Below are 23402 nucleotides of genomic sequence, written 5' to 3'. Positions count from 1 at the left end.
TGCTTAACGGTGGCCGAAATGGCAAGCAGCGCTGCGCCGATCGCTGTCGAAACTTTTATAATGATCCTGATCCTTTCAAGAAATGAGGTGGCGTCTATTGCCGGCGCAGCGAACGCAGTTCGCCCAGCGACAGAGCCCGGTCGCCTTGTGGAATTTTGCGACGGAAGCTCGTGTCGGTACCGGAGCATTGCCGCCACAACTTGCAGCGTTGCGGTGCTCCGGGCTTGGGGAAAATTGCTATAATGCCGCCATGAATGAGATCGTTTGCGAACGCGACGACGAGCGGATCCGAAGGCGTCTTCCTATGCTGGTCACGGGGATTGCTGTGGAACCCAGCGATCACGTCGATGTCAACCAGCATACCTTCGTGTGCCAACACAGACACGGATATGAGAGTATTCGCCGGCTTGCTGTCGCCCCTAGAGGCTGCTGTACGATATTCCCAGGCGAAATGCCTTGGACACAGGGGGACGGATGACGAAGCATCGAATCTATTCAGTCAGCGTCGCGAGCGTCTATTCCCACTATGTCGCGAAAGCTGAGAAAAAGGGGCGCACGAAAGCGGAGGTGGATGAAATCACCCGTTGGCTGACGGGGTACAGCCAGGAGATGCTCGAGGATCAATTGGCGAAGAACGCATCTTTTGAGACTTTCTTTGTGCAGGCGCCTCGGATGAATCCATCGCGGTCGCTCATTACGGGAGTAATTTGCGGTATCCGCGTGGAAGACATCCAAGAACCCCTCATGCAGGAAATTCGTTACCTCGACAAACTGATCGACGAGCTCGCCAAGGGGCGGACGATGGAGAAGATCTTGCGAAATTAGCCAGGTTGGTTGGCTCGATATCGGTTCTCTTGGACCGGATGATCTTAACGGCCTTGCGGTGTCAGGTCGGTTCCAGCCGCCGCCGTTTGCGCCCAATAGCTGTTCGGTCACGGCCAGTGCACCGCTACTCGAAGGCGGATATTGGCGGGTTGGAGCTGGTAGCCACGGCGCACCACAAAACAAACTTCAGCCGATCATGGAGGACTTGTGCCTTCGAGCATTCGGCCAGATGTGAGGTTTTGGCAGGTTGTCCATTCGGGCCAGAGCGACGAGACTGGAGTTACCACGCTTCAGATTCGTTGGAGGACCCGAATGAATCGAAAGGAGGTGGCGCTTGCGGTCATGGAAGGCGGCCTTTCCCAATCCCAAGCAGCGTTGAATTTCGCGGCGACGGCGAAGGTCGTGAACCAATGGGTCGAGCGCTACAAGGCTGAAGGCCGTGCCGGCATGGCCGACCGCTCGTCGCAGCCCAGGCGCAGTCCGAATGCGACCGAACGGGCTGTGGCCGATCGGATCGTTGGGCTGCGGCGCCAGCGCCTCACGGCAAAGCACATTGCAAGTGCGGTCGCTGTCTCGCCGCGAAGGTGAGCCGGGTGCTGGCGCGGGCCGGACTGTCGCGGCTGAAGGACGTTGAGCCAGCAGCGCCGGTGCGCCGCTATGAGCATGACGAGCCGGGCGACATGATCCACATCGGACGATGCCGGTCACTGCATCGGCGGAGACGCCTGCCTCCTGCAGCATTCGGACCGGGGAGACCCAATAAGGAATGCCGAATTTTTGTGAAAAACTGTCGTCATGCTGGATGAAGCCCGTATCGACCAGCACGTTTCTGTCGCTGTGCAAGGTTGCGCGATGCCAACCGTTCTACGTCGCCGTCGAATAGTGCTCCCGCGCATGCAAACGCTGAAATGTGCCCTCGATGCACGCTGCCAATCCAAAGAGATCGGAGGCTGACCATCCGAGCTCCAGCACAGTTTATGTTCCGTTCGCCCCAACCGTATGACTAGCCAGGTTATTCCAGCGGTCAATTTCTGGAGGGTGGCGGTTATCGAGACGTGCGGTGTCTCCTCTTGACTCCTCACATGTATTGATAAATAAATCATATTTAATGTCGATATAAAACGACAAGCTGAGGGGCTGGAATGAGGATCACGTCGATCAGCGCGCGCGTGTGCAACGCAGAGATGCGCAATTGGGTGTTTGTCCGGGTCGAGACTGACGAACCCGGTCTCTTCGGCTGGGGCGAGGCGACACTGGAATGGAAAACCCGCGCCGTCGTGGGCGCCCTGGAGGATCTCGAGGCTCTGCTGCTGGGGCAGGACCCTCGCAACATCGAACAGTGCCACCAGATCATGACGCGCCACGGCTTCTGGCGTCTCGGCGTCGAGGGCATGTCGGCCGTCAGCGGCATCGAGATTGCTCTGTGGGACATTCTGGGAAAATCGCTCGGCGTCCCGGTCTGGCGCCTGCTCGGCGGCCAGGTGCGCACGCATCTGCGCACCTATACCCATCTCGGTCTCGGCGACATGAAGGCCGTCTACGAAAGCAATTCGGCGGACAGCATCGTCGAGCGGGGCCGGATCGTCACGCAGGCGGGCTATGACGCGGTCAAGATCGTCTGCATCCCCTATACGCACTATGTGTCGCCGGCGCGCGACGTCGATGCCGTCGCGGAGATGGTCGGCGCGCTGCGCGAAGCCGTAGGCCCCGCGGTCGACATCATGATCGATTTCCACGGCCGGCCGGCCTCCGTCAATGCAGCGATGGACTATCTGAAAGTCATAGAGCCCGCCCGTATCATGTTCGCGGAAGAGCCGCTGCCGCCGGAAGACATGGCTGGCCTCGCCCATATCACGGCCCGCTCGCCGGTACCGATCGCGTCCGGCGAGCGTCTCATCGGCCGTCGCGAGTTTTCGCACGCCATCGCTGGCCGCGCCTTCCACATCGCGCAGCCCGACATCTGCCACACCGGCGGCCTGCTCGAGACCAAGAAGATTGCCGCCTTCGCCGAAACCGCCGGCATCGGACTGGCGCCGCACAATCCACTCGGACCGCTGGCCGGGGTCGCCGCGCTGCACTTCGGCATTTCGACGCCCAACGTCATAATCCAGGAGGAAATGTCGGGCGCCGTTCCATGGTACGACGATGTGGTGAGCTGGCCGATCAGGCGCCAGCCGGGACGTTGGGACGCCCCCGAACTGCCCGGCCTCGGTGTTACCGTCAACGAAGACGTGATCGCCCGCCACCCGTTCAAGCAGGAGGTGCTGCATGCCCGCAATGCGGTCATGCCGGACGGCACCATCGTGGATTGGTGATCGCCATGACGGGTCGTCTGCAGGGCAGGATCGCGATCGTCACCGGGGCCGGCCAAGGCATTGGCGCCGCCACCGCCACCGCGTTTGCGGCGCAGGGAGCCCGCGTCGTCATTGCCGAGAAGAACACGATGACCGGCGCCGCGGTCGCGCGGGCAATCGCGCAGGCCGGCGGCGAGGCGGTGTTCTGCGAAACCGATGTGACCGACAAACAGTCCGTCACCGACCTGGTGGTGCGCACGCTTGGCTGCTTTGGGAGCGTCGATATCCTGGTCAACAATGCCGGGGCCAACGTCTTCCATGAGCCGTTGGAGATGCCCGACAGCGAGTGGGAGCGCTGTCTCAAGCTCGATCTCGAGGCAGCCTGGATCTGCGCCAGGGCGGTGCTGCCCTCAATGCTGGAGCGAGAATATGGTTCGATCGTCAACATCGCCAGCTGCCACGCCTTCCGCATCATTCCACACACTTTCCCCTATCCCGTCGCCAAGCACGCGCTGCTGGGGCTGACGAGAGCGCTCGGCATCGAATACGCGGCGCGCGGCATCCGCGTGAACGCCATCGCGCCGGGCTACATCGAGACGCCGATAGCGGAGGCCTACTGGAACACATTTGCCGATCCGGCAGCGGAAAAGAGGCGCGCCTACGACCTGCATCCGCCCAAAAGGATCGGCCGACCGGAGGAGGTCGCGATGACGGCGGTTTTTCTGGCTTCGGACGAAGCGCCGTTCATCAATGCCGAGACGATCACCATCGATGGCGGACGCTCGGTTCTCTACCACGACTGACGTTCAACCAGGACTGCACAAGGGAGGAAGATATGAATTCGAGACTGACAGCAATCGCGGCCTGCGCCGCACTCGCCACCGGACTTGCCTTGACCGGTGCCACACGTGCCGACGATATCAAGATCGGCTACATCAACAAGATGGGCGAACACCCATGGTTCGTCGCTGAAGTCGGCGGCGCCAAGAAGGCTGCCGAAGCTGCCGGCGCCGCCTTCGTTTCGCAGGACGTCCAGTTCGATGCCAATCTGGCAGTCACCACGTTCGACACCATGGTTGGAGATGGCGTCAAGGGCATCGCCATCGTCGTTCCCGACAAGGCCCTCGGCCCGGTGATCGCCCAGAAGGCGAAGACCGCCGGTATTCCGCTCGTCGCCGTGGACGACGACATCTACTATCAGGACGGGTCGCAGGTTCCATATGTCGGCATGAACGCCCACAATATCGGTGCGCGCGTCGGTGAAGAACTGGCGAAGCTCTACAAAGCCGATGGATGGGCCGGCAAGGAAGTGCGCATCGCGTCCATAGAGGACCGCAAGGCGGACACCTGCATGCAGCGCAACAAGGGCGCCGAGGAGGCCTTCCTCAAGGCGGTCCCTGATTTCAAGCCGAACAACATCATCCGCGTTGCCTATGACAACACCATGGTCAACGCCATCGACGTGATGACCACCACGCTGACGGCCAATCCGAACGTGACCAACTGGATCTTCTACTCCTGCAATGACGATGGCGTTCTAGGCGCCGCGCGTGCCCTGCAAAACGCCGGCTACAAGGCCGATCAGGGCATGGGCATCGGCATTGACGGCAGCCGGGCCTGCGATGCGTTCGGCTCGGCCGAGCCCTCGGCGTTCAGGGGCACGATGTGGCTGAATTCGGCCAATCATGGCGCGCTGGCCGTCAAGCTGCTGCTGGCCGCGATCAAGGACAAGACACCGCTTCCGGTGCAATCCTTCACCGACCCCGAATACATCACGCCTGCCAACTTCGCGTCCGACTACAAGGCCAAACTCTGCCACTGACCAGTCCGATGCGACGGGCCCCCCGTGGGTCCCGTCGCTTGCCCCAGCAACGATCGGGAGCCCGATGTGACGGAAAACGGTTTCTTCGCGCTCGAGCATGTCTCGAAGCGTTTCGGCGTCGTCCAGGCGCTCGACGACGTGTCGCTTAAATTCCGGCCTGGCGAACTTTTGGCGCTGGTGGGCGAAAATGGCGCCGGCAAATCGACGATGATGCGTATCCTGGAAGGGGTCTTCAAACCGGATAGCGGCTCGGTCCGATTCGCCGACGCACCTGTGGTCTTTTCCGAACCGAAAGACAGCCACAACGCCGGCATCCGGGTCATCCACCAAGAGCCGGAGATCGTTCCGAGCCTGACCATCGCGGAAAACATCTTCATCGGCGAAATGCCCAGAACAGCCGGCGTGTTCCTCGACTGGAAGACACTGGAGGCGCAAACCGCTCGCGTGCTTGCTGCCTTCGGCACGCAAGGCGACATGCGTCCGCGCCAGCCTTGCGAGACGCTCGGCCCCGCGCAACGGCAGATGATCGAAATCATGCGTGCGGTGCGCGCCGGCGGCCGCCTCATCGCCTTCGACGAACCGACATCGTCGCTTACCAATGACGAAGCGCGGCGGCTTTTCGCGGTCATCCGCAGGTTGCGCGCCGAGGGAACGTCGATCGTCTACATCTCCCACAGGCTGAACGAAATCATCGAGCTCGCCGACCGTATCGTCGTCCTGCGTGACGGCCGTCTCGTCGATGACTCGGCTGCGGCGGGCGCCACCGAGCAGGGCATTGCCCGGCTCATGGTGGGTCGCGACATCGCGGACCTGTTCAAACGCGAGAGCCGGCCTTCGGGCGAGAACCTGCTCGAGATCAAGGGGCTGACGACGGAGCGCATCACCGGCATCGATCTCTCGGTGCGCAAGGGCGAAGTCCTCGGTATCGCCGGCCTGATGGGCGCGGGACGCTCCGAATTGGCAAAAGCCATCGTCGGCTATGACCGCCGTCTCGGCGGCACCGTGTCGATGAACGGCATCCCCGTCCCCCCCGACAGCCCGCATGCGGCCATCGTCGCCGGTATCGGATTTGCGCCCGAGGACCGCAAGCACGAGGCCTTGCTGATGTTTCGCAGCATTCTCGACAATGCCGCCCTTTGCGTTGCGGACCGGACATCGTCCTTCGGTCTATTCAGCAGGCGCAAGGCGCTCGACGTGGTGTCGCCACTTGCCGCCAAGATGGCGATCAAGGCACCGGATCTGGACGTGCCGGTGGCAAAACTTTCAGGTGGCAACCAGCAGAAGGTGGTGTTGGCGCGATGGCTGGCGCGACAGCCCATGCTTTTGATCCTTGACGAGCCGACGCGCGGCATCGACATCGGTGCCAAGGCTGACATCTATCGCCTGATCGAGGAACTCGCGGCGGGTGGGATCGGGCTCATCCTGATTTCATCCGAAATGCCCGAACTGATCGGTCTGGCCGACCGCGTGCTCGTCATGGCCGAAGGCCGCATCACCGCCGAACTGAACCGCCCGCATATCGATGAGACATCGATCCTCAGGCACGCCATGCCGAGGGCCGCCCTCCAGCGCGAAGGACTTGCCCCGTGAACACCGCCGATCAGCTCACGAATCCCCGCGATGCCATGGAAAGACGCTCCATGGCCGCCTTGGCGGAACGCCTGGGTGTCCACAACATCAGCCTGCTTCTCGCGCTCGCGATCCTCATAGTGATCTTCGGCACGCTGCGTGGCGACGTGTTCTTTTCGGCGCGCAACATGCTCAATATCGGCCTCGGCATCACCATCCTTGGCGTGCTGGCGATGAGTCAGACCGTCGTCATCGTGGCCGGTGGGCTCGACATCGCGGTCGGCGCCGTCGTCGGCCTCACCACGGTATCGACCGCCATGGCCATCCAGGCGACGGGCTCGCCGGGGCTCGGCATCGTCGCCGGTCTGGTCGTCGGCGGGCTGGCCGGCCTGGTCAACGGCATCATCATCACCTACGGGCGCGTCAATGCCGTCATCGCCACGCTCGGCACGATGGCCATTTTCCGCGGCATCGCCTTCATCATGTCGGATGGCCAGTCGATCGCCATCTTCAGCGACACGTTTCGGTTCATCGGTATCGGCAAAATCCTCGGCCTGCCGCTGCTTTTGTGGATCCTGATCGCGACGGCGATCCTGTTCCAGGTCTTTCTTTCCCGGTCGATAGTCGGCCGCAACATCTATGCGCTCGGCGGCAATCCGGTCGTGGCGCGCTTTTCCGGGATCAACGTCAAGCGCTACCGCGTCGGCATCTATATCATGAGCGGCGTGGCGGCGGGGCTTGCCGGCATCCTGCTTGCCGCGCGCACGGGTTCGGGGCAGCCGGTTTCGGGGTCGCAAGGGCTGGAACTCGAGGCCATCACCGCCGCCGTTCTCGGCGGATGCGCCCTGCAGGGCGGCAAAGGGACGATTGTCGGGGCGCTGCTGGGGGTTGCGATCATCGGCATCCTGAACAACGGCATGATCCTGACTTCGGTGCCGACTTTCTATCAACTGCTTGCAAAGGGATCGCTCCTGATCCTTGCTGTGGTTGTCGCCGAGTATCACCTCAACAGGACCTAGCAATGGCAGTTAAGCCCCTTCCGAAGACCGAAGACGTGCCGGTCGCGACCACTATCGGCCCGGCGTCGCTGAAGGACAGGATCGCGAGGGACATCGGCCAGCGCATCCTTTCCGGCCGCTATCCCCCTCTTTCCATCCTGCCCAGCGAAGCCGAACTTTGCGCCGCCTATGACGCAAGCCGCACCGCACTGCGCGATGCGCTTCTGACGCTCGCGGCCAAAGGACTGATCGAAGCGCGAAAGCGCGCGGGGACGCATGTCCGGCTGCCAAGCGATTGGAACAGGCTCGATGCCCAAGTGCTCGACTGGATGAGCGGGATCGAGCCGGACCTCGGCTTCGTGCGAGGGCTCATCGAAGCGCGCCTGGTGATTGAACCGGCAGCCGCCCAACTCGCGGCCAAGATGGCGAGCTCCGGTGATCTGGCGATAATCGAGGCCGCCTATGAGGCGATGTGCGACGCGCCTGAAGACGACCTGTCTGCCTGCCTCGACGCCGATGTGCGATTTCACACTGGAATCTTGCGTGCCAGCCGCAACCCGGTGTTCGCAAACCTCGGCAATATGCTGGCTGCGGCGCTCAATTTCTCCTTTCGGCTGACGACCTCGGCCACGGCCAATTTCCAGGCCACGCTCAGCGCGCATGGCGACGTCCTGGAAGCCATCCGCATGCGACGGGCCGATGACGCCTACCGGCAGATGAAGGCGCTGATTGGGATAGCATCGGTCGACCTCTTGACCATCGCCGACGGCGCGCACCGCGACCGCCCGGTCAGGCAGAACCTCCCCGTGCCAGCCGGCGATCTGCATTAATTGCATGACGCATGTCGGAAGCATCTGAATCGCTCCGGCTCCTGAGCGCCGAAATCGTCCGGATCTCGATGCGGCCGGTGATGTCTACGGCGGTTTTCGAACGCTCGACCGGTCGGAGGTCAGCTGCCAGCGGCCGTTGCTTGAGACGGTTGTCATTTGAACCCACCGACAATTTCGCACCGCTAGGGAATTGGACAGCCTACCCGAAGCGGTTGCCCCGCAAACCTCGCATCCCCGGCCGCAACGCGAAAACGCCGCCTTCATTCGGGTTTGCCAGCAAGTGATCCGCCGTCATCGTGAAGCGCGCGGAAGTGACGAAGAGTGTATCGAGGTTGACGCCCCCAAAGGCGCAACTCGTCGGCCAGGTGCAAGCCAGTTCGATAGTTCGATCCAGCCGGCCGTCGGGCGAGATGCGCACGAGGCAGCTTCCGCCGGCGACCCGACAGTTCCAGACATGGCCGTCGGCGTCCATGCAGGAGCCGTCGGGCAGTCCTCGCTCGAAACCGCCGAAGAACCGCCGCCGCTCGGCGATCCTCGAAGAGCTCTGGTTCCAAGTATAGCTGTAGAGTTCATTCTTCATCGTATCGGCGGTGATGAAACGCCCATCCTGGGTCCACGCCATCGTATTGGTGATGCCGAAGCGGTCTTCGCTTAGTTTCGTCACGTCGCCGGCCGGTCCGATCCGGAACAGCTGTCCGGCATCCTGGGTGACGGCGAGAGGCGTATCGTCTGGCGTGATATTATTGGCCATCGTGCCGACCCAGAACGAACCGTCTGGCGCCACGACGCCCTCATTCAGCCGTATCTCGGGCCTGTCCGGCTCGATCTCGGCGATCGTTTTGAACGGCCCGCCGAATTCCCACAAGGCGACTTCCTTCCTAAGGCCGACGATGGCGCCACCGTCCCTGCGCAGGCCAATTGAGGTGACGAGGTCAGGCGTGGCCCAGCTTTCATGAGCTCCGGTCATCGGATCCAACCGATGGATCCGGCGACCGATGATGTCGACCCAGGCCAGCCTGCCACGGCGGTCGTCCCAGACCAGGCTCTCGCCGACCACATCGCGCGCGTCAAAAATCAGGGCTGCATGCGTTTCTTGCACGGGGCTCCTCCAGTTCGGCGTCCAGAAATCCGCTTGCATATATCTTCTGGTCAGAATATGAGCAATTAGATTATAACCTGTCATACAGGTTGGGGAAGCGACATGCAGAATCCGACAGAGGCAGCGGCTGAGCCGAGCCCTGGCTTGGTGAACACGGCGATCCGGGCGATCACCCAGCACATCCGCTCCGAGGGGCTGGCGCCAGGCGATCCGTTGCCCAGCGAGGCGGCCATGACCCGCCAACTCAATGTCTCCCGCACGGTGGTACGCGAGGCCTTCCGTTCGCTTTCTGCTATGCGCCTGATCGACATGAGCGCCGGGCGTCGCGCCACGGTCGCCAAGCTCGATACCGGCGCGATGTCGATGGTCATCGAACACGGCATCACCACGCATCAGATCAGCGTGCATCAGGTCTATGACGTGCGGCGCACGATCGAGATGCGCACCGTGGGGCTCGCCGCCCTGCGCCGCACCGATGCGGAAGCGGCCACCATTGCCAACGCGGCCAAGCTGATGCGCGAGAGCTTCAAGAACCCCGAGATCGTCATGGAGCACGACATCGCCTTTCACGAGGCGATCGCCTCCGCATCGCACAACCCGGTCTTCTCGCTGATCGTCACTGCCTTCAGCGGCGTCACGCGCCGCACTTGGGTGATCGGCTGGCGAACCCGCTCGACCCCCGAGGACCAGCTCAAGATGATCAAGGGGCACGAGGACATAGCCGACGCGATCTTCAAGGGTGATCCGCGGCTTGCGGCCGAGCATATGGCGCGGCACTTCGACAAGAGCGTCAAGGCGCTCCTCGACGCCGGTATCGCCTGAGATGGGGATTGCCTGACATGAAGATCCGCGCCATCGAGACCATCCGCATCGAGGAACGGCCCAACCTGCTATGGGTGGAGGTCCATACGGACGAGGGCCTTACCGGGCTCGGCGAGACCTTCTTTCTGTCGCGCACCGTCGAGGAATACCTTCATGAATATGTCGCGCCGCGCGTGATCGGCCGCGATCCGCTGCAGATCGATCTATTGGCCGCCGATCTCGTCGGCTATCTCGGCTTCCGCTCCAGCGGCGCCGAGGTGCGCGGCAATTCCGCCTTCGACATCGCGCTGTGGGATATCTTCGGCAAGGCCACCGGCCAGCCGATCGCCCAATTGCTCGGCGGCTTCAGCCGCAGCTCAATCCGCACCTACAACACCTGCGCCGGCACCGAATACATCAAGGACGCCAAGGGACAGACGACGGCCAATTACGGCATCGGCTCCAGGCGGGACTATGACGACCTCAACGGCTTCCTCACCCGCGCCGGTGAATTGGCCCAGGAGCTGCTCGAGGACGGCATCACCGCCATGAAGATCTGGCCGTTTGATCACGCGGCCGAAAAGACGCGCGGTAATGACATCTCGCCGGCCGACCTGAAGGCCGCGCTTGAGCCTTTTGCAAAGATACGCGAAGCCGTCGGCGACAAGATCGACATCATGGTCGAGTTCCACTCGATGTGGCAGCTCCTGCCGGCCATGAAGATCGCAGCCGCGCTGGAACCCTTCGCCACCTATTGGCACGAAGACCCGATCCGCATGGACAGCCTCGGCGACTTGAAGCGCTACGCAGTCGCTAGCCCCGCACCGATCTCGGCATCGGAGACGCTGGGCAGCCGCTGGGCCTTCCGCGACCTGCTGGAGACCGGAGCGGCCGGCGTCGTCATGCTCGACATCTCCTGGTGCGGCGGCCTGTCGGAGGCGCGCAAGATCGCCTCGATGGCGGAAGCCTGGCGGCTGCCGGTGGCGCCGCATGACTGCACGGGGCCGGTCGTGCTCGCCGCTTCCACGCATCTGTCGCTCAATGCGCCCAATGCGCTCGTCCAGGAAAGTGTGCGCGCCTTCTACCGCACCTGGTACCGCGACCTGGTGACGGCGCTGCCGGAAGTGACAAACGGCATGATCACCGTGCCGCCGGGGCCGGGTCTTGGTCTGGCGCTCCATCCGGAGCTTGATCGCGCCTACACCGTCCAGCGCCGCGTCAGCGACAAGGCGGATATCTGAAAGATCCAAAGGGAGGAATAGACATGAGAAAACTCACTGCAATGCTTCTGCTTAGCGCGGCTCTTCTTGGCGGGCAGGCGACCGCCCGCGCCGACGGTCTCAACATCGTCTTCACGCATCATTCGTCGGCCTCGAACACTTTCTGGCAAGCTGTGAAGAAGGGCTTTGACGATGCCTGCGCCAAGGTCGAGGCGAACTGCAACATGGTCTTCACCCAGACCGAGGGCTCGGTCGAGCAGCAGGTCGCCAACATGCGCGCCGCCCTTGCCGCCAAACCCGACGCGCTGCTGACCTCCATCGTCGACGACCATGCTTTCGACGACGTCATCAAGGAGGCGCGCGACGCCGGCGTGCTGGTGATCGCCGTCAATGTCGACGACACCGAGGGCGCCAAGGGCAATGCCCGGCAGGCCTTTGTCGGCCAGGGCTTCAAGCCGGCCGGCTATTCGCTGGCCAAGGCGATTTCAGAAAACTTCCCGAAGGACGGCCCGATCAAGATGCTGGTCGGCATTTCCGCTCCCGGCCAGAACTGGTCGGAAAGCCGGGGCGCCGGCATCATACAGTTCCTCCAGGAATACAAGGCCGCTCATGCCGACCGCGACGTGTCGTGGGAGCGCATCGACAGCGGCACCGACCTCGCCATCACCTCCGACCGCGTCGGCGCCTATCTCAACGCCCATCCGGACACGACAGCCTATTTCGATACCGGCTTCTGGTGCGCCGGCGTGGCGCGCGTCCTGGCCGATCGCGGCGTAGCGCCAGGCAAGGTCCTGCTCGGCGGTTTCGACCTGGTGCCCGAGGTGCTGCAGCAGATGCAGAAGGGCTATGTCCAGGCGTTGGTCGACCAGCAGCCCTACATGCAGGGCTTCATGCCGGTGATGGAGGCCTATCTCAACAAGAAGATTGGTCTTGCTCCATCGGACATCGACACCGGCCAGGGCATTGTGCGGCCGAAGGAGGCCGACAGCATCATGGCGCTCTCCGCTCAAGGGCTGCGCTGAGCATCAACCACTGAACCCTTGCATCGGCGGCGGCTGGTGCCGCCGATGTGATGGACGATCTCGAACGCCGGAGCCTTTCGTTGAAGCGCCTGTTCAAGACCTATCTCGAAAAACCGGAGCTGGCCGGGCTGATCCTTTTGGTGCTGCTCATCATCCTGTTCCAGGTCCGCTCGCACGGCGTGTTCCTGAATGCCGACAATCTGCGCGGCATTCTCGGCATCCTGCCGGAGGCCGGCCTCGTCGCGATCGGCGTCACCATCCTGATGATCAGTGGTGAGTTCGACCTGTCGGTCGGCTCGGTCTTCGCGCTGATGCCGATGACGATGGCGGTGCTGATGGTGCACGGCTGGCCGTTCCCGCTTGCGCTGCTTGCCGGGTTGTTGGTCTGCGCGGCGATCGGCTTCATCAACGGCTACGTCACCATCCGCTTCGCCATACCGAGCTTCATCACCACGCTTGGCATGCTGTTCATGGCGCGTTCGCTTACCGTCGTCGTCTCGGGCGGCTTCCCGCCGCTGCTGCCCGCCGACCTGCCGAACTGGCTGTTCACCTCCTTCGTCGGGCCGGGCAACATGTTCCGCATGTCGTTCCTATGGTTCGTCGCCATCGCCGTGCTGACCTCGCTGATGCTCTCGCGCACCAATTTCGGCAACTGGATCAAGGCCACCGGCGGCTTCCTGCCCGCCGCCGCCTCGATGGGCATCCCGACCGCCAGGGTCAAGCTCGCCTGCTTCATACTGTGTTCGATGCTCGCCGGCTTCGCCGGCATGCTGCAGGTGCTGCGGCTGGGATCGCCCTTGCCGTCGATCGGCGAGGGGATGGAGCTTCAGGCGGTGGCGGCAGCCGTCATCGGCGGGGCGTCGCTCGCCGGCGGCATCGGCACCGTCATGGGCGGCCTCATCGGCACGACGCTCATCCGCGTCATCGACAATGGCCTCGTGCTCAGCCATGTCGATGCCAACTGGTTCAAGTTCGCCATCGGCTTCCTGACCATCTTCGCCGTCGTGGCCAATGCCTGGATGCGCAAGCGCGCCAAGGCCATCAAGATGGAGGGCTAAAGCGGTGACCGACGCCATCATCTCAGTGCGCGATCTTCACAAATGGTATTCCGGCGTCCATGCGCTGAAGGGCATCACGCTGGACTTCAAGCGCGGTGAGGCGCTCGGACTGGTCGGCGACAACGGCGCGGGCAAATCCACCCTCATCAATATCCTCTCCGGTGTTCATATGGCGGATCGCGGCGAGATCCGGGTCGAGGGGAAGCCAGTGAGGATTGCGCGGCCGCAGGATGCGATGAATCTGGGGATCGAGACCATCTATCAGTACAACTCCATGGTTCCGACCATGTCGATCGCCAGGAATCTGTTCATCGGCCGCGAGCCGACCCGCTGCGCGGCCTTCGGCGTCGGCATCCTCGACCAGAAGAAGATGGCTGAGGAGAGCGTCCGCGCCATCGCCAATGTCGACCTGCATCTGCGCTCGCCCGAGGCGCTTGTCGGTGAGCTCTCCGGCGGTCAGCGGCAGGGCGTGGCAATCGCGCGCGCCATGCATTTCAGGTCGAAGGTGATGATCCTCGACGAGCCGACCAACCATCTCTCGGTCAAGGAGACCAAGAAGGTCATCGGCTTCGTGCGCGGCCTGAAGGAGCAGGGCGTCACCGGCGTCTTCATCAGCCACAACATGCACCACGTCTTCGAATGCTGTGACCGCATCGTAGCGATGGCGCGCGGCGAGGTGGTGCTGGACAAGCGCATCGAGGACACCTCGATCGATGAAGTGCATGGCGTGCTCTAAAGCAGTTCCAGGAACAGCGCGTAGCGGTCTACCGGCTGGAATTGCGTACAAACGAAGGATCTAGGAAAGGGCGGCAATGACGGTGCTTGCAAGTCGTATCGCGCTGTTGACGGGTGGGCTCGGCTCGCTCGGCCGGGCCCAGGCCGTGACTCTGGCGCGGGCCGGCGCGCGCGTGCTGGTGCTCGACCGTCCCGACATCGAGAGCGCACCGGCGACGGTTGCGGAGCTCGCCGCGGAGGCGGGCGGCGACATCGCCTTCGTCGGCTGCGATCTCAACAGTCTCGCCGCGGCGGAAGCAGCCGTGACAGCGCTGGCGGCAAGCGAAGGCGGCATCGACATCCTGATCAACAATGCCGCGCTGATCATCAACCGGCCCTTCGAGGAGTTCTCACTGACCGAGTACGAGGATCAGATCCGCGTCAACTCGTCGGCCGCCTTTGCGCTGGCGCGGGCCTGCGCGCCGGGCATGAAGGCCAAGGCCTATGGCAAGATCGTCAATTTCTGCTCGATCACGCTCAACGGCCGCTGGGACGGCTATGTCCCCTATGTCGCGTCGAAGGGCGCGATGCTGGGTCTCACCAAATCGCTGGCGCGCGAACTCGGCCCGCATGGCATCAGGGTCAATGCGGTCTCTCCCGGCGCGGTCGTCTCGGAAGCGGAGGAGCGCGTCTTCGGCGACCGGCTCAAGCAATACAATGACTGGATCCTTGAGAACCAGAGCATCAAGGCGCGCATCGAGCCGCATCAGGTCGCCGAACTCGTGCTGTTCCTGGTATCGCCGGCATCCGACATGATCACCGGCCAGAACATCGCCGTCGACGGCGGCTGGTGAGGCCATGGCCGACTTCGTGGAAGTGAACGACGGTCGGTCGAGGCTCATCCTGGCACCCGGGAAAGGGGCTGCGATCGCCCGCTTCGACGCGCTTGTCGCCAATGGCGCCCCGGTTCCGTTGCTTCGACCTGGCGATGGAGGCGGCACCTCCGGCTGTCAGTTGCTGGTGCCATGGTCGAACCGCATCTCGGGTGGCGGCTTCGCGTTCGACGGCCGCTTTCATGCCATCGAGCCTAACGTGCCAGGCGAGGCCTTTCCGATCCATGGCGATGGCTTCCAGCGGCCGTGGCGGCTTGGCGCCCGTACCGCCGGCGAGGCGGAGCTGGTGCTCGACGATGGCGCGATCGGGCCTTACCGCTATTTGGCCTCTGTCTCCTATTCGCTGCGCGACGGCGCCCTCGAGGCCCGCCTGACAGTGGAGAACCGTGCCGGTATGCGCTTGCCTTACGGCCTCGGCTTCCACCCTTGGTTCCCGCGCGATGCGGCGACCACGCTTCAGGCAAAGGCCGAGCGCGTTTGGCTGGAGGATGAACGCCATCTTCCCGTTGGCGCGGTACCAGTAAGCGACCGCCCTGCATGGGATTTCTCGATGGGCTCGCCGCTGCCAACAGGCTGGGTGAACAACGGCTTCGACGGGTGGGACCGGCGCGCCATGATCGTCCAGCCTCAGGAGGGGATTTCCATCTCGCTCACCGCCACGCCGGGTTTGGACGTGTTCCTGTTCTATTCGCCGTCGCCTGGATCGGGCTTCTTTTGCTTCGAGCCGGTCTCGCACAGCGTCGACGCGCACAATGGCGCGGGCGAGGGGCTGGCGCCGCTGGAAAATGGAGCGACGATGAGCGTTGGCATGCGCATGGATTGGGCTGCGATGCAACCTGCTCTTGCCGGGGACCCGGTGCTAGCCGGGTTGTAAGGTGGATGGTGTCACCGCACTTGCGGGCTCTCCAGTTCGAGAACGGAGCCGTGAAAGGACAGTTGCGACCCTTGCACCATCAGGAACTTCGGCAAGCGTCGCGTGTTGAATTGTTCTCGAAGGAGAACACCATGCCCAAGGAAACAGAACGCGCCTCCGTGGGCCCCGAAGCCGATGCCAAGGGCCAAACGGAAAAGAAGCACAAAGGTGGGTCGAACGACGGCATCTCAAGCGCAGATCCCAGGGTCATTTCGGAGAAAAAGGACGGCGACGCTACCTTCCCGCTAAAACAGGACAAGCCGAAAGGCCGGTAAGGCCAGGACGGCAACCGCCGCTTTAGCGTGGCGCCTGTCGTCCAGCGACGGCTAAGGGTGGCCCGGTGACCTAATATCGAACCGGGCCGCAGTCGCTTTGATTTGCGTGAGGTCGCGTGGAATCTCCAATCCCAGTTCGGCAACCACGGGGAAAAAGCTTTCGAGGCCACCCGGGGACAGAATGGCGAGCCATCGGGCACGCCTGCAATGTGGCGCGGCTTTGAGGCGCAGCGGACACTGGCATCACCCACCAGCCCCAACCGGGCAATTCGAGTCGGGCCGAGTTCAATACCGATGGTAATGCCTAGTTCGCTGATATTGGGCAGGATCGTTCGGCACAGATCGAACGATGACCGGATTGCAGCCGCCGCCAATACCGCAGAACGCACCGTGCCATGCTCATCCGTGTTGCGCCCGTCGCCCTCGGCGATCAGCGCGTGGAGGCAATCACCGATATACCGTACTTTACGCCATCGAAGTCGTCCCGAGCGACGCAGTTCATTTCACCGCGCAGGTCGTGCAGGTTTGCGACAGGACGCGCAGTCGAACCTGCGATAAAGGCCGCTCGCGGCAGCAGCCTGCAGCTGAATGTCGAAAGACCTACTAATTCTCTTTGATCACCCTCGCTGCTCGCACGAGCGATGACCAGTCCGCGCCCATGGCTGCGACAAGGTCTCGAGCATCCTCGTCGGATATTCCGGTATGGTCTACCAGCTTCCGTGCCAGCAATTCGAATGCTAATTCTATAATCGTCATAGCTCAGCCCTTACGAGAGTACTCTCGACGATAGCTTGCAAATGGGTCGTCCGCATTCGCACATGTTAAGCGACCGTCATGAACGTCTCATGTACCGCAGAATGTCTGCAGGACGCGCTCGTCCGATCGTGGCGGGTCAGCATAATGTTCCATTTCCGGCTGCTCATCGAAGGGACGGCTGACGACCCCCAGGATCTCCTCGAAAGGTGTGAAGTCCCCGCCCAGTGCCACCTGGATCATCTCCTCAATGCGATGGTTGCGGGGAATGAATTTGGGATTGACGGCATGCATAGCGGCCCGCCGCGTGGCTGTGTCGGCTGCCTCGCTTGCGACGCGCTCGCGCCACCGCGCCGACCAGGCATCGAATGCGCCGGGATCCTGAAACAACGGCCGCGCCGTGCCTTGACCTTCCGCTGCGTCGAGGTCGTCGCCAAGCCGCCGGAAGCCGAGCGTGAAGTCGGCTTCGCCGCGAGCCAGCACATCCAGAAAATCAGCCGCGAGCTGCAGGTCGCCTTCCGCCTCGGTCAGCAATCCGAGTTTCCTGCGAAAACCGCGCTGCAACACAGCCTCATAGGAGGACTGAAACGACCTCAGCACATCCTCGGCTTCGGACACGGCATCATTCTCATCCGTGCTCATGAGCGGCAGGAGCGTCTCGGCAAAGCGCGTAAGGTTCCATGTGGCGACACGAGGCTGGTTGGCATAGGCATAGCGTCCGGCGCGGTCGATCGAACTGAACACCGCGCTGGGGTCATAGGCGTCCATGAAGGCGCATGGGCCATAGTCGATGGTCTCGCCCGAGATCGCCGTGTTGTCGGTGTTCATGACGCCATGGATGAAGCCGACCAGCATCCAGCGCGCCACCAGACCGGCCTGTGCGGTGACAACGGCCTCCAGCAAGGCGCGGTACGGGCGTGCTTGCCCCGCCAACTGCGGGAAGTGACGGTCGATGGCATAGTCGGCGAGGATCTTGAGCCCGTCGGCGTCGTGGCGCGCGGCGAAATATTGGAAGGTGCCGATCCGGATATGGCTTGCCGCAACTCGGGTCAGGACGGCGCCGGGCAGCCGGACCTCGCGATAGACCGGGTCGCCGGTGAGCACCGCCGCCAAGCTTCGCGTCGTCGGAATGCCCAGGGCGGCCATCGCTTCGCTGACGACATATTCGCGCAGTACAGGACCGAGGGCAGCGCGGCCGTCGCCGTTGCGCGAGAACCGCGTCGGTCCCGATCCCTTCAGTTGGATGTCGCGGCGAGTGCCGTTGACGTCCACCACTTCGCCAAGCAGCAGCGCGCGTCCGTCGCCGAGCTGAGGCACGAAATTTCCGAACTGGTGGCCCGCATAGGCCAGGGCGATTGCTTGCAAGCCTTCCGGAAATCTGTTGCCGGCAAGCATCTCCACTCCCTCCCGGCTGGTAAGCTGATCGGCGTCAAGCCTGAGTTCCTCGGCGAGTGGCTGGTTGAACCGGATCAGCCGGGGTGCGGACACCGGCTTCGGATCTGTTGGCGCAAAGAAGCGCTCCGGCAGTTGCGCATAGCTGTTGCGCAGGGCGGGAAACTGCATCTGAATGGATCGGGATTGTTCAGCGGTTGCAGGTGACGTCATGACAAGCTGGCTCTGAAGCGGAGGGCTGGACCGCTCCCGTTCGAAGAGCCTCCCTCCATATAGGGACCCAACGTCGCTGGTGCCATTCGGATCCATCAGGTCGGCACCGGACAAACCTGGGAACCACCCGCGTCCATCAAGGTTCGGGCGGGCTAACGTAGGACGACAGGCAAGGTGTCGCTTGGCGTCTCGCCGAATGTGGATGATGAAATGGAGTTCGGTCATGGCTGCAGTCGAGGACGACGAGACCCCCTGCCGTCGCGGAATCCAAAGCTTAGCGCCCGGATCGCCATTGTCACCGAATGAGCACCCCGCAATCTACTCAGCGCGCGCGGGCTATGCTGGGGGAGAACTCTGTCCTGCGGCGGCGATGCTTCGCTTGGGGCTGAGAGTTCCGCTGAAGGAAACGACGGTGAACCAGGCTCGATCCGTTGCTCGGTGATCAGCCGGGCGCCGCGCTCATAGGTCAGGTAGCGCCAGAGCCACTGGATTGAGACCTGAACGCGGTGCTGAAAACCGACGAGCAGGTAGACATGGATGAGTGCCAGGCAGGCCAGGCGAACCAGCCAATCAGTTCAGCCTGCCAGACGCAAAGGCGATGGTCGAGGATGCGAAGACAGCACCGTCGACCGCGCCGGCAGACGTGGCGATCGGCGCGGGCATTGGCGGCGGTGGCGTCGCCGGCACGCTGACAGATCTTCAGAACCAGCTCTCGCCCCTGTCCTACGCAAACGAGTGGATCACGAGGGTCGTTGTCGTTCTCGCCATCGGAAGCGCGGTCCTGGTCTTCGGCGGCGCCGCCTATCGCTGATAACACGAACCCAAGGCAAAGCGCCTCGCTGAAGCGCTTGGCACGGTGCCGGCATGAACCTGGCTTATCAGCCTCGTCGCCGGCCTGGTGAGCGTGCCGCGCCCGCTGGCGGGCATCATCGCATGGGCAACCATTGCCGTGGCCGTCTCGGGAGCCGTCTGGGGCGGCTACGAACTCATCAAACATTACACATTGGGGCGCCGACGAGGTTCGCACCCAGATTGAGAAGGACAACCAGGATGCGATTCAAAAGGGCAACGATTCTCGCATGTCTTTTGACGACTGCATGGCCGCTGGCGGGGTGTACGACTTCCGACGTCAGCGGTGTTCCAGTCCTGCGGGCGGCGATCGGTAGCAGCCTCGCCGGCGCCAAGGGCAAGACAGTCGAGGATCAGAACAAGATCGACGGCACCATAGCGCGAGGCTGCGCCGTCAAGCTCTACACCGCGGCTGAATGCGACAGGCACACCAAGGCGAGCGTGGAACGCCGCCGAACTGAAATAGCGCGTCGAGGGCAGGGGCATGCCGACATTGGAAACGAAAAGCTTGGAAATGATGATCGGCGGCCAGCTGCCAGCCACTCTGGACATGCAGCGAGACATTACCGAGATCAGGCGCGACATCAAGGACAGCGATGCACGAGCCGCTCTGAGCTATGAGCAGTCAGAGCAGCGCGCGGCCTCCAGCCGGGCGAGAATGTATCAGAAGACCGACGAGCTGGTTGAGCGTGTAACCGCCACCGAAAGCGCGGTCAGCAAGCTCAACGCCGACATGACCAGCGTCAAGGAAGTCACGGCTGAGGTGACGCGCTGGAAACTGATGGGGCTTGATACCTTGGGCGTAACCGGCATGGGGCGGCGGCACTGGCTTCCCTGATCATCGCCTACTGGGCCGATATCTGGCGCGTGTTGCGGGGAGGGTGATCCGCCGGCATGAATGTCGAGAGCCTTTTCCGAATGCAAAAACGACGCCCGGCGGGGGACCGGACGTCGTTTGTTGCGGGCCGTTTCCTTGGGAGGTAAGGCAGGTCCGCCGCATTTGTTGCCGCCGAACCTCGGCGGAAGAAAGGAGCCGGACGCGGTAGCCGCCTGAGCCCGGGTCGTCCGAGTGATGCCCCATCTCCCGTCGAACCACACCGCGTCCTACTCTCTGCATAGCAGGTGGAAGCGTACTAGAAATGTTACCCTGCGTTACATGTCACTGTTACTTGATGACGAGGTCGCCTACTGCTCGGACATCTGGCGCGAGCTGCGGGGGGCTAGGCATTGCACCCAAGCTAGGTTATCTCGGAATAGAAATCGCAGATCAGATCGGCGACTTTCACTGCTTCGAAGTCAGTCATGTGCGCCGCGTTCTCTACAGCAACGGTTTCCAAATCATCCTGATCGATGGCCAGAAGGTCCAGCAATTTTGCAAATTTGATTTTAAGTTCGCGGTCGCCGTTGAATTCGTCGATCGTCACATTCAGAATGGTTCCATTCGCCTCGATCAGCCTCGCCTGAATGCTATGTTCGGAAGCCGCTAGCGCTCGGATCGCGGCGAAGAAGTGCTCACGAGCATTGGTGTATTTGTCGTCCATTTTTGACCTCTATCGGGTGGAAAGCGCCCTGGACGCGGGGAGCGAGCCGCGACGTACGCTTTCCATAGAGCTGGAGTCAACAACTTCGGTGCGGTCTATGGTACCCACGACGCCATCCAGGCCATGAAGCGGGAGATAGACGCGTTGCGGCGCAAGCAGGTGCAGCCGCAGTGACAAACAAAAGGGGCGCCGCCCCAAAGTCGATGAGGCGGCGCCTTACCCGCTTCGGGAACCTACCGCGCCGCCCCGTAGTTGACCTGTGCTGGTTCTACCAGCTACTCCAGAACTCGCCCGCTAGGTTACGGTGGCGGGCTTTTTTGTTGTGTGCTAAGGCCAGACCGTGAACTGGGGGCGGACATGCGCATATCTATCTTCGCGACGGTGATCTTGGTGTTTATGGCGGCCGGCTTTTGGCTCACCGCCGAGCTGGTAATTCAATCAGCCTGACGCCAGTACAGAACATTCCGGCTTAACATTTGTTATACCGGCGATGCCTGACTGCCCATCACCTGTCCCGGCTCGTATACTGCTTCTCGCGATCCTCCTTGATCTCGCTGTTAAGCAACATCTTGAACGAGGCGACGGCTAAGAGGCTAAGCGACGTCGGGTCAAGGCGGGTCTCGGCTCCGGCCGACCAGGGCTTTTTTTGCGCGTGGCGGAACTTCCATCGATCCCACATGGTTCGCCGCGCAACTCGGGTTGACCCAACTCTCCCGATTTGTGTCCCCTCTAACCCTGGGGGAACGCCCGCCGCTGCCGTGAATGGAGCGGCGGGCCAGCGGTCCAGTGGTGCGCGTTGGGGCAGCTACGAGACTGCCTCTGTGATCCTGCCCGGCTTCAAATCGATACCAACCGCGACCTCGCGGCCAGCGTCAGTTTCACCTCGTAGATATGCTGCCCATTCTCGTCCCGAACCCGCACGACGAATTCGTGACGGTTTGCCGGAAGGGGATGGTTTATCGCGAGTTCTGGGAGAAGGTGCTTCGCTGCCTCGCGCATGTCGGACACGGACATTTCGAGGCCCTGATCATCCGGGGTGATCTGACCATCCTCGATCGTGTCAAAGAAAAAGCGTGGCATAACGGCAGCCCGAACTTGCGCCTTCTAGCCTTGTTCCCTGGCCGTTAAATTTGCGTACAGCGTCAATGTTCTGACGCCGGGCCGCATTCCTGATGCATCTGCCCCGCTGGCTCGGCCAGCGGGGCTTTTTTTATTTGCCCACGTAACGAAACCATCTCAGGCAAGTTCGGAGCTCAAGGAGGCTCCGATGACTACCGCCGACGGAGGCGAAGCTGATCCGGGCATTCAGTTCCTTGCCCGGCGGCTGGCTAAAGAGGTCGGCATCCCCGAAGCAGAGGCGCGCGGCCTGATCAAGCTCATCGGCACCAACTGGAGTTCTTTACTGCGCGAAGCCCGATTCCTGAAAAAACAGCGTCGCCCGTTTTGATCGCGGCAGCGGTCACGACCCGGTGAAGCCTTGCGCAACGGGAATCTTACTGCATGTTCCACTGTTCGGCCCCGAGAGAAACATCATGCCAATTCAACAAAAGGCAAGGGACGCCGGTAATTGGGGGCGTCGGCGGTAGCCATGCTTGGACGACGGCGGCAGGTCCTTGAAGGGAATGTCTGGCCGAAACGCCATGTCGATCAACCCTGCCTCAATCGAGGCATTGCCACCAATGGCGTTGTCATCGGCACGTCACGATTACATGCGGAACGAAAATATCGACTGTCCGAAATGCGCCTTCGTTTCGGTCGTCACGGTCAGCTTTGCCACCGCCTGAAGCGGATTAGGCGCCGGCCACCCTAGAAGTCGCATTTGCGCCAGAAACGCTGGGGACGATCCATTATCATCAGATGGGCTTGGCAGCGAAAGACGTTTACGGGCGCCCAGATCGCTCCAGCCACAAGTTAGAGATCGGCAAGAACTTCCGCCGGTGGCCGTGAGGTGATTCCAAGCGGCGGGCGAGCCCGCCGCTTGGAGGTCGATTCTCGATCGTGCCGGCCGAACGCTGTTATCAGCGGCCCCAGATTCCCTGTCCATAACCGGGCCCGGGAATATCGAAGATCGAATTTCCTTTTAAGGTCTGCGCGCTGTCGGCAGTGTTGACACTCGCTGTGCCGATCAGGTCGACCGCGTAGCCGTGGTCGGACACCATCGCATGGTAACCGCTGTTCTGATAGCCGGAGCCATGGTTGAAGTCCGAGCCGTAGTGGTCGCTGCCTGCAAAAGCCATGCCGGAGGCACACAAGAAGCTGGCAGTGGTAAGAACGATCTTTCTCATTTCAATTTCTCCATCTTTAAAGGTTGGCATTTGGCC

General features: G+C 62.3%; 24 protein-coding genes and 2 pseudogenes. 20 read left to right on the top strand and 6 right to left on the bottom strand.

Annotated elements, in window-relative coordinates:
* Positions 1-94: 94 nt before the first annotated feature.
* On the bottom strand, positions 95-361 hold the full coding sequence (locus tag LB533_RS14000; RefSeq protein WP_224677658.1) for a hypothetical protein: 267 nt from the start codon (positions 359-361) through the stop codon (positions 95-97).
* A 113-nt stretch (positions 362-474) separates the two neighbouring features.
* Between LB533_RS14000 and LB533_RS13995 the strand changes: the two genes are divergently transcribed.
* The 9 genes and pseudogenes from LB533_RS13995 to LB533_RS13960 all read left to right on the top strand — a co-directional run bounded on the left by LB533_RS13995 (position 475) and on the right by LB533_RS13960 (position 8338).
* Positions 475-825: a DUF2200 domain-containing protein gene (locus tag LB533_RS13995; RefSeq protein ID WP_140642271.1), complete on the top strand. Its 351-nt coding sequence runs from the start codon at positions 475-477 to the stop codon at positions 823-825.
* A gap of 312 nt (positions 826-1137) precedes the next feature.
* Positions 1138-1517, top strand: a pseudogene (locus tag LB533_RS13990) (helix-turn-helix domain-containing protein); the annotation flags it as partial.
* A 450-nt stretch (positions 1518-1967) separates the two neighbouring features.
* Complete coding sequence (locus LB533_RS13985; RefSeq protein WP_140552585.1) at positions 1968-3140, top strand: enolase C-terminal domain-like protein; 1173 nt, start codon at positions 1968-1970, stop codon at positions 3138-3140.
* A gap of 5 nt (positions 3141-3145) precedes the next feature.
* Positions 3146-3922 (top strand): SDR family oxidoreductase, encoded by a 777-nt coding sequence (locus tag LB533_RS13980; RefSeq protein WP_224677393.1) that lies wholly within the window; start codon positions 3146-3148, stop codon positions 3920-3922.
* A gap of 32 nt (positions 3923-3954) precedes the next feature.
* Positions 3955-4941, top strand: coding sequence for a substrate-binding domain-containing protein (locus LB533_RS13975; protein WP_224557399.1), 987 nt, complete (start codon positions 3955-3957; stop codon positions 4939-4941).
* Between the two features lie 141 nt (positions 4942-5082).
* Positions 5083-5517: pseudogene (locus LB533_RS30130) on the top strand (ATP-binding cassette domain-containing protein); the annotation flags it as partial.
* Between the two features lie 210 nt (positions 5518-5727).
* Positions 5728-6531, top strand: a complete 804-nt coding sequence (locus LB533_RS30125; RefSeq protein WP_263487537.1) for an ATP-binding cassette domain-containing protein — start codon at positions 5728-5730, stop codon at positions 6529-6531.
* A gap of 50 nt (positions 6532-6581) precedes the next feature.
* A complete protein-coding gene (locus tag LB533_RS13965; RefSeq protein WP_224557396.1) occupies positions 6582-7529 on the top strand; it encodes an ABC transporter permease in 948 nt (315 codons plus the stop codon).
* Between the two features lie 2 nt (positions 7530-7531).
* Positions 7532-8338: a FadR/GntR family transcriptional regulator gene (locus LB533_RS13960; protein ID WP_224677391.1), complete on the top strand. Its 807-nt coding sequence runs from the start codon at positions 7532-7534 to the stop codon at positions 8336-8338.
* Positions 8339-8537: 199 nt separating this feature from the next.
* Here the strand turns inward: LB533_RS13960 and LB533_RS13955 are convergent, their stop codons facing one another.
* The gene (locus tag LB533_RS13955; RefSeq protein ID WP_224677390.1) at positions 8538-9437 is read right to left on the bottom strand and encodes an SMP-30/gluconolactonase/LRE family protein; all 900 of its coding nucleotides are present in this window, start codon (positions 9435-9437) and stop codon (positions 8538-8540) included.
* Between the two features lie 102 nt (positions 9438-9539).
* Here LB533_RS13955 and LB533_RS13950 point away from each other — a divergent pair, with 102 nt between their 5' ends.
* The 8 genes from LB533_RS13950 to LB533_RS13915 all read left to right on the top strand — a co-directional run bounded on the left by LB533_RS13950 (position 9540) and on the right by LB533_RS13915 (position 16333).
* Positions 9540-10259 (top strand): FadR/GntR family transcriptional regulator, encoded by a 720-nt coding sequence (locus tag LB533_RS13950; protein WP_140642260.1) that lies wholly within the window; start codon positions 9540-9542, stop codon positions 10257-10259.
* A 17-nt stretch (positions 10260-10276) separates the two neighbouring features.
* The gene (locus LB533_RS13945; protein WP_224677389.1) at positions 10277-11479 is read left to right on the top strand and encodes a mandelate racemase/muconate lactonizing enzyme family protein; all 1203 of its coding nucleotides are present in this window, start codon (positions 10277-10279) and stop codon (positions 11477-11479) included.
* A gap of 23 nt (positions 11480-11502) precedes the next feature.
* Complete coding sequence (locus tag LB533_RS13940; protein ID WP_224677388.1) at positions 11503-12480, top strand: sugar ABC transporter substrate-binding protein; 978 nt, start codon at positions 11503-11505, stop codon at positions 12478-12480.
* An 80-nt stretch (positions 12481-12560) separates the two neighbouring features.
* Positions 12561-13538: an ABC transporter permease gene (locus tag LB533_RS13935; RefSeq protein WP_140552577.1), complete on the top strand. Its 978-nt coding sequence runs from the start codon at positions 12561-12563 to the stop codon at positions 13536-13538.
* Between the two features lie 4 nt (positions 13539-13542).
* Positions 13543-14274 carry an ATP-binding cassette domain-containing protein gene (locus tag LB533_RS13930; RefSeq protein ID WP_224677387.1) on the top strand — a complete coding sequence of 244 codons (732 nt, stop codon included), beginning with the start codon at positions 13543-13545 and terminating at the stop codon, positions 14272-14274.
* Between the two features lie 76 nt (positions 14275-14350).
* Entirely contained in the window at positions 14351-15106 is a 756-nt protein-coding gene (locus LB533_RS13925) for an SDR family oxidoreductase (RefSeq protein ID WP_224677386.1), read from the top strand.
* Between the two features lie 4 nt (positions 15107-15110).
* On the top strand, positions 15111-16019 hold the full coding sequence (locus LB533_RS13920; RefSeq protein ID WP_224677385.1) for an aldose 1-epimerase: 909 nt from the start codon (positions 15111-15113) through the stop codon (positions 16017-16019).
* A gap of 50 nt (positions 16020-16069) precedes the next feature.
* A complete protein-coding gene (locus LB533_RS13915) occupies positions 16070-16333 on the top strand; it encodes a hypothetical protein (RefSeq protein WP_224557390.1) in 264 nt (87 codons plus the stop codon).
* 843 nt (positions 16334-17176) lie between these two features.
* Here LB533_RS13915 and LB533_RS13910 read toward each other — a convergent pair.
* Positions 17177-18655, bottom strand: coding sequence for a protein adenylyltransferase SelO (locus LB533_RS13910; RefSeq protein WP_181169466.1), 1479 nt, complete (start codon positions 18653-18655; stop codon positions 17177-17179).
* A 577-nt stretch (positions 18656-19232) separates the two neighbouring features.
* Here LB533_RS13910 and LB533_RS13905 point away from each other — a divergent pair.
* Together LB533_RS13905 and LB533_RS13900 are read left to right on the top strand one after the other, a co-directional pair.
* Positions 19233-19502, top strand: coding sequence for a hypothetical protein (locus tag LB533_RS13905; protein WP_224677384.1), 270 nt, complete (start codon positions 19233-19235; stop codon positions 19500-19502).
* Positions 19503-20024: 522 nt separating this feature from the next.
* Entirely contained in the window at positions 20025-20378 is a 354-nt protein-coding gene (locus tag LB533_RS13900; protein ID WP_224677383.1) for a DUF1515 family protein, read from the top strand.
* 400 nt (positions 20379-20778) lie between these two features.
* On the opposite strand, the gene LB533_RS13895 is transcribed toward LB533_RS13900, so the two are convergent.
* Both LB533_RS13895 and LB533_RS13890 read right to left on the bottom strand, forming a co-directional pair.
* Positions 20779-21081 carry a hypothetical protein gene (locus tag LB533_RS13895; RefSeq protein ID WP_224677382.1) on the bottom strand — a complete coding sequence of 101 codons (303 nt, stop codon included), beginning with the start codon at positions 21079-21081 and terminating at the stop codon, positions 20779-20781.
* Positions 21082-21918: 837 nt separating this feature from the next.
* Positions 21919-22161: a DUF6894 family protein gene (locus tag LB533_RS13890; RefSeq protein WP_140554104.1), complete on the bottom strand. Its 243-nt coding sequence runs from the start codon at positions 22159-22161 to the stop codon at positions 21919-21921.
* Positions 22162-22348: 187 nt separating this feature from the next.
* Here LB533_RS13890 and LB533_RS13885 point away from each other — a divergent pair, with 187 nt between their 5' ends.
* Complete coding sequence (locus tag LB533_RS13885) at positions 22349-22528, top strand: hypothetical protein (RefSeq protein WP_224677381.1); 180 nt, start codon at positions 22349-22351, stop codon at positions 22526-22528.
* A gap of 571 nt (positions 22529-23099) precedes the next feature.
* On the opposite strand, the gene LB533_RS13880 is transcribed toward LB533_RS13885, so the two are convergent.
* Entirely contained in the window at positions 23100-23366 is a 267-nt protein-coding gene (locus tag LB533_RS13880; RefSeq protein WP_224677380.1) for a DUF680 domain-containing protein, read from the bottom strand.
* Positions 23367-23402 lie beyond the last annotated feature (36 nt).

It is taken from the genome of Mesorhizobium sp. BR1-1-13, from assembly GCF_020165515.1.
Classification (GTDB): Bacteria; Pseudomonadota; Alphaproteobacteria; order Rhizobiales; family Rhizobiaceae; genus Mesorhizobium.
This window is presented reverse-complemented; position numbering and strand designations above follow the sequence as displayed.

Excerpts from the sequence above, each read along its gene's own strand:
- LB533_RS13885 (WP_224677381.1), top strand. The coding sequence starts at position 22,349 with ATGACTACCGCCGACGGAGGCGAAGCTGATCCGGGCATTCAGTTCCTT.
- LB533_RS13995 (WP_140642271.1), top strand. The coding sequence starts at position 475 with ATGACGAAGCATCGAATCTATTCAGTCAGCGTCGCGAGCGTCTATTCC.
- LB533_RS14000 (WP_224677658.1), bottom strand. The coding sequence starts at position 361 with ATGCTGGTTGACATCGACGTGATCGCTGGGTTCCACAGCAATCCCCGT.
- LB533_RS30125 (WP_263487537.1), top strand. The coding sequence starts at position 5,728 with ATGGTGGGTCGCGACATCGCGGACCTGTTCAAACGCGAGAGCCGGCCT.
- LB533_RS13945 (WP_224677389.1), top strand. The coding sequence starts at position 10,277 with ATGAAGATCCGCGCCATCGAGACCATCCGCATCGAGGAACGGCCCAAC.
- LB533_RS13980 (WP_224677393.1), top strand. The coding sequence starts at position 3,146 with ATGACGGGTCGTCTGCAGGGCAGGATCGCGATCGTCACCGGGGCCGGC.
- LB533_RS13975 (WP_224557399.1), top strand. The coding sequence starts at position 3,955 with ATGAATTCGAGACTGACAGCAATCGCGGCCTGCGCCGCACTCGCCACC.
- LB533_RS13880 (WP_224677380.1), bottom strand. The coding sequence starts at position 23,366 with ATGAGAAAGATCGTTCTTACCACTGCCAGCTTCTTGTGTGCCTCCGGC.
- LB533_RS13960 (WP_224677391.1), top strand. The coding sequence starts at position 7,532 with ATGGCAGTTAAGCCCCTTCCGAAGACCGAAGACGTGCCGGTCGCGACC.
- LB533_RS13900 (WP_224677383.1), top strand. The coding sequence starts at position 20,025 with ATGCCGACATTGGAAACGAAAAGCTTGGAAATGATGATCGGCGGCCAG.
- LB533_RS13940 (WP_224677388.1), top strand. The coding sequence starts at position 11,503 with ATGAGAAAACTCACTGCAATGCTTCTGCTTAGCGCGGCTCTTCTTGGC.
- LB533_RS13925 (WP_224677386.1), top strand. The coding sequence starts at position 14,351 with ATGACGGTGCTTGCAAGTCGTATCGCGCTGTTGACGGGTGGGCTCGGC.
- LB533_RS13965 (WP_224557396.1), top strand. The coding sequence starts at position 6,582 with ATGGCCGCCTTGGCGGAACGCCTGGGTGTCCACAACATCAGCCTGCTT.
- LB533_RS13890 (WP_140554104.1), bottom strand. The coding sequence starts at position 22,161 with ATGCCACGCTTTTTCTTTGACACGATCGAGGATGGTCAGATCACCCCG.
- LB533_RS13895 (WP_224677382.1), bottom strand. The coding sequence starts at position 21,081 with ATGGACGACAAATACACCAATGCTCGTGAGCACTTCTTCGCCGCGATC.
- LB533_RS13985 (WP_140552585.1), top strand. The coding sequence starts at position 1,968 with ATGAGGATCACGTCGATCAGCGCGCGCGTGTGCAACGCAGAGATGCGC.
- LB533_RS13920 (WP_224677385.1), top strand. The coding sequence starts at position 15,111 with ATGGCCGACTTCGTGGAAGTGAACGACGGTCGGTCGAGGCTCATCCTG.
- LB533_RS13950 (WP_140642260.1), top strand. The coding sequence starts at position 9,540 with ATGCAGAATCCGACAGAGGCAGCGGCTGAGCCGAGCCCTGGCTTGGTG.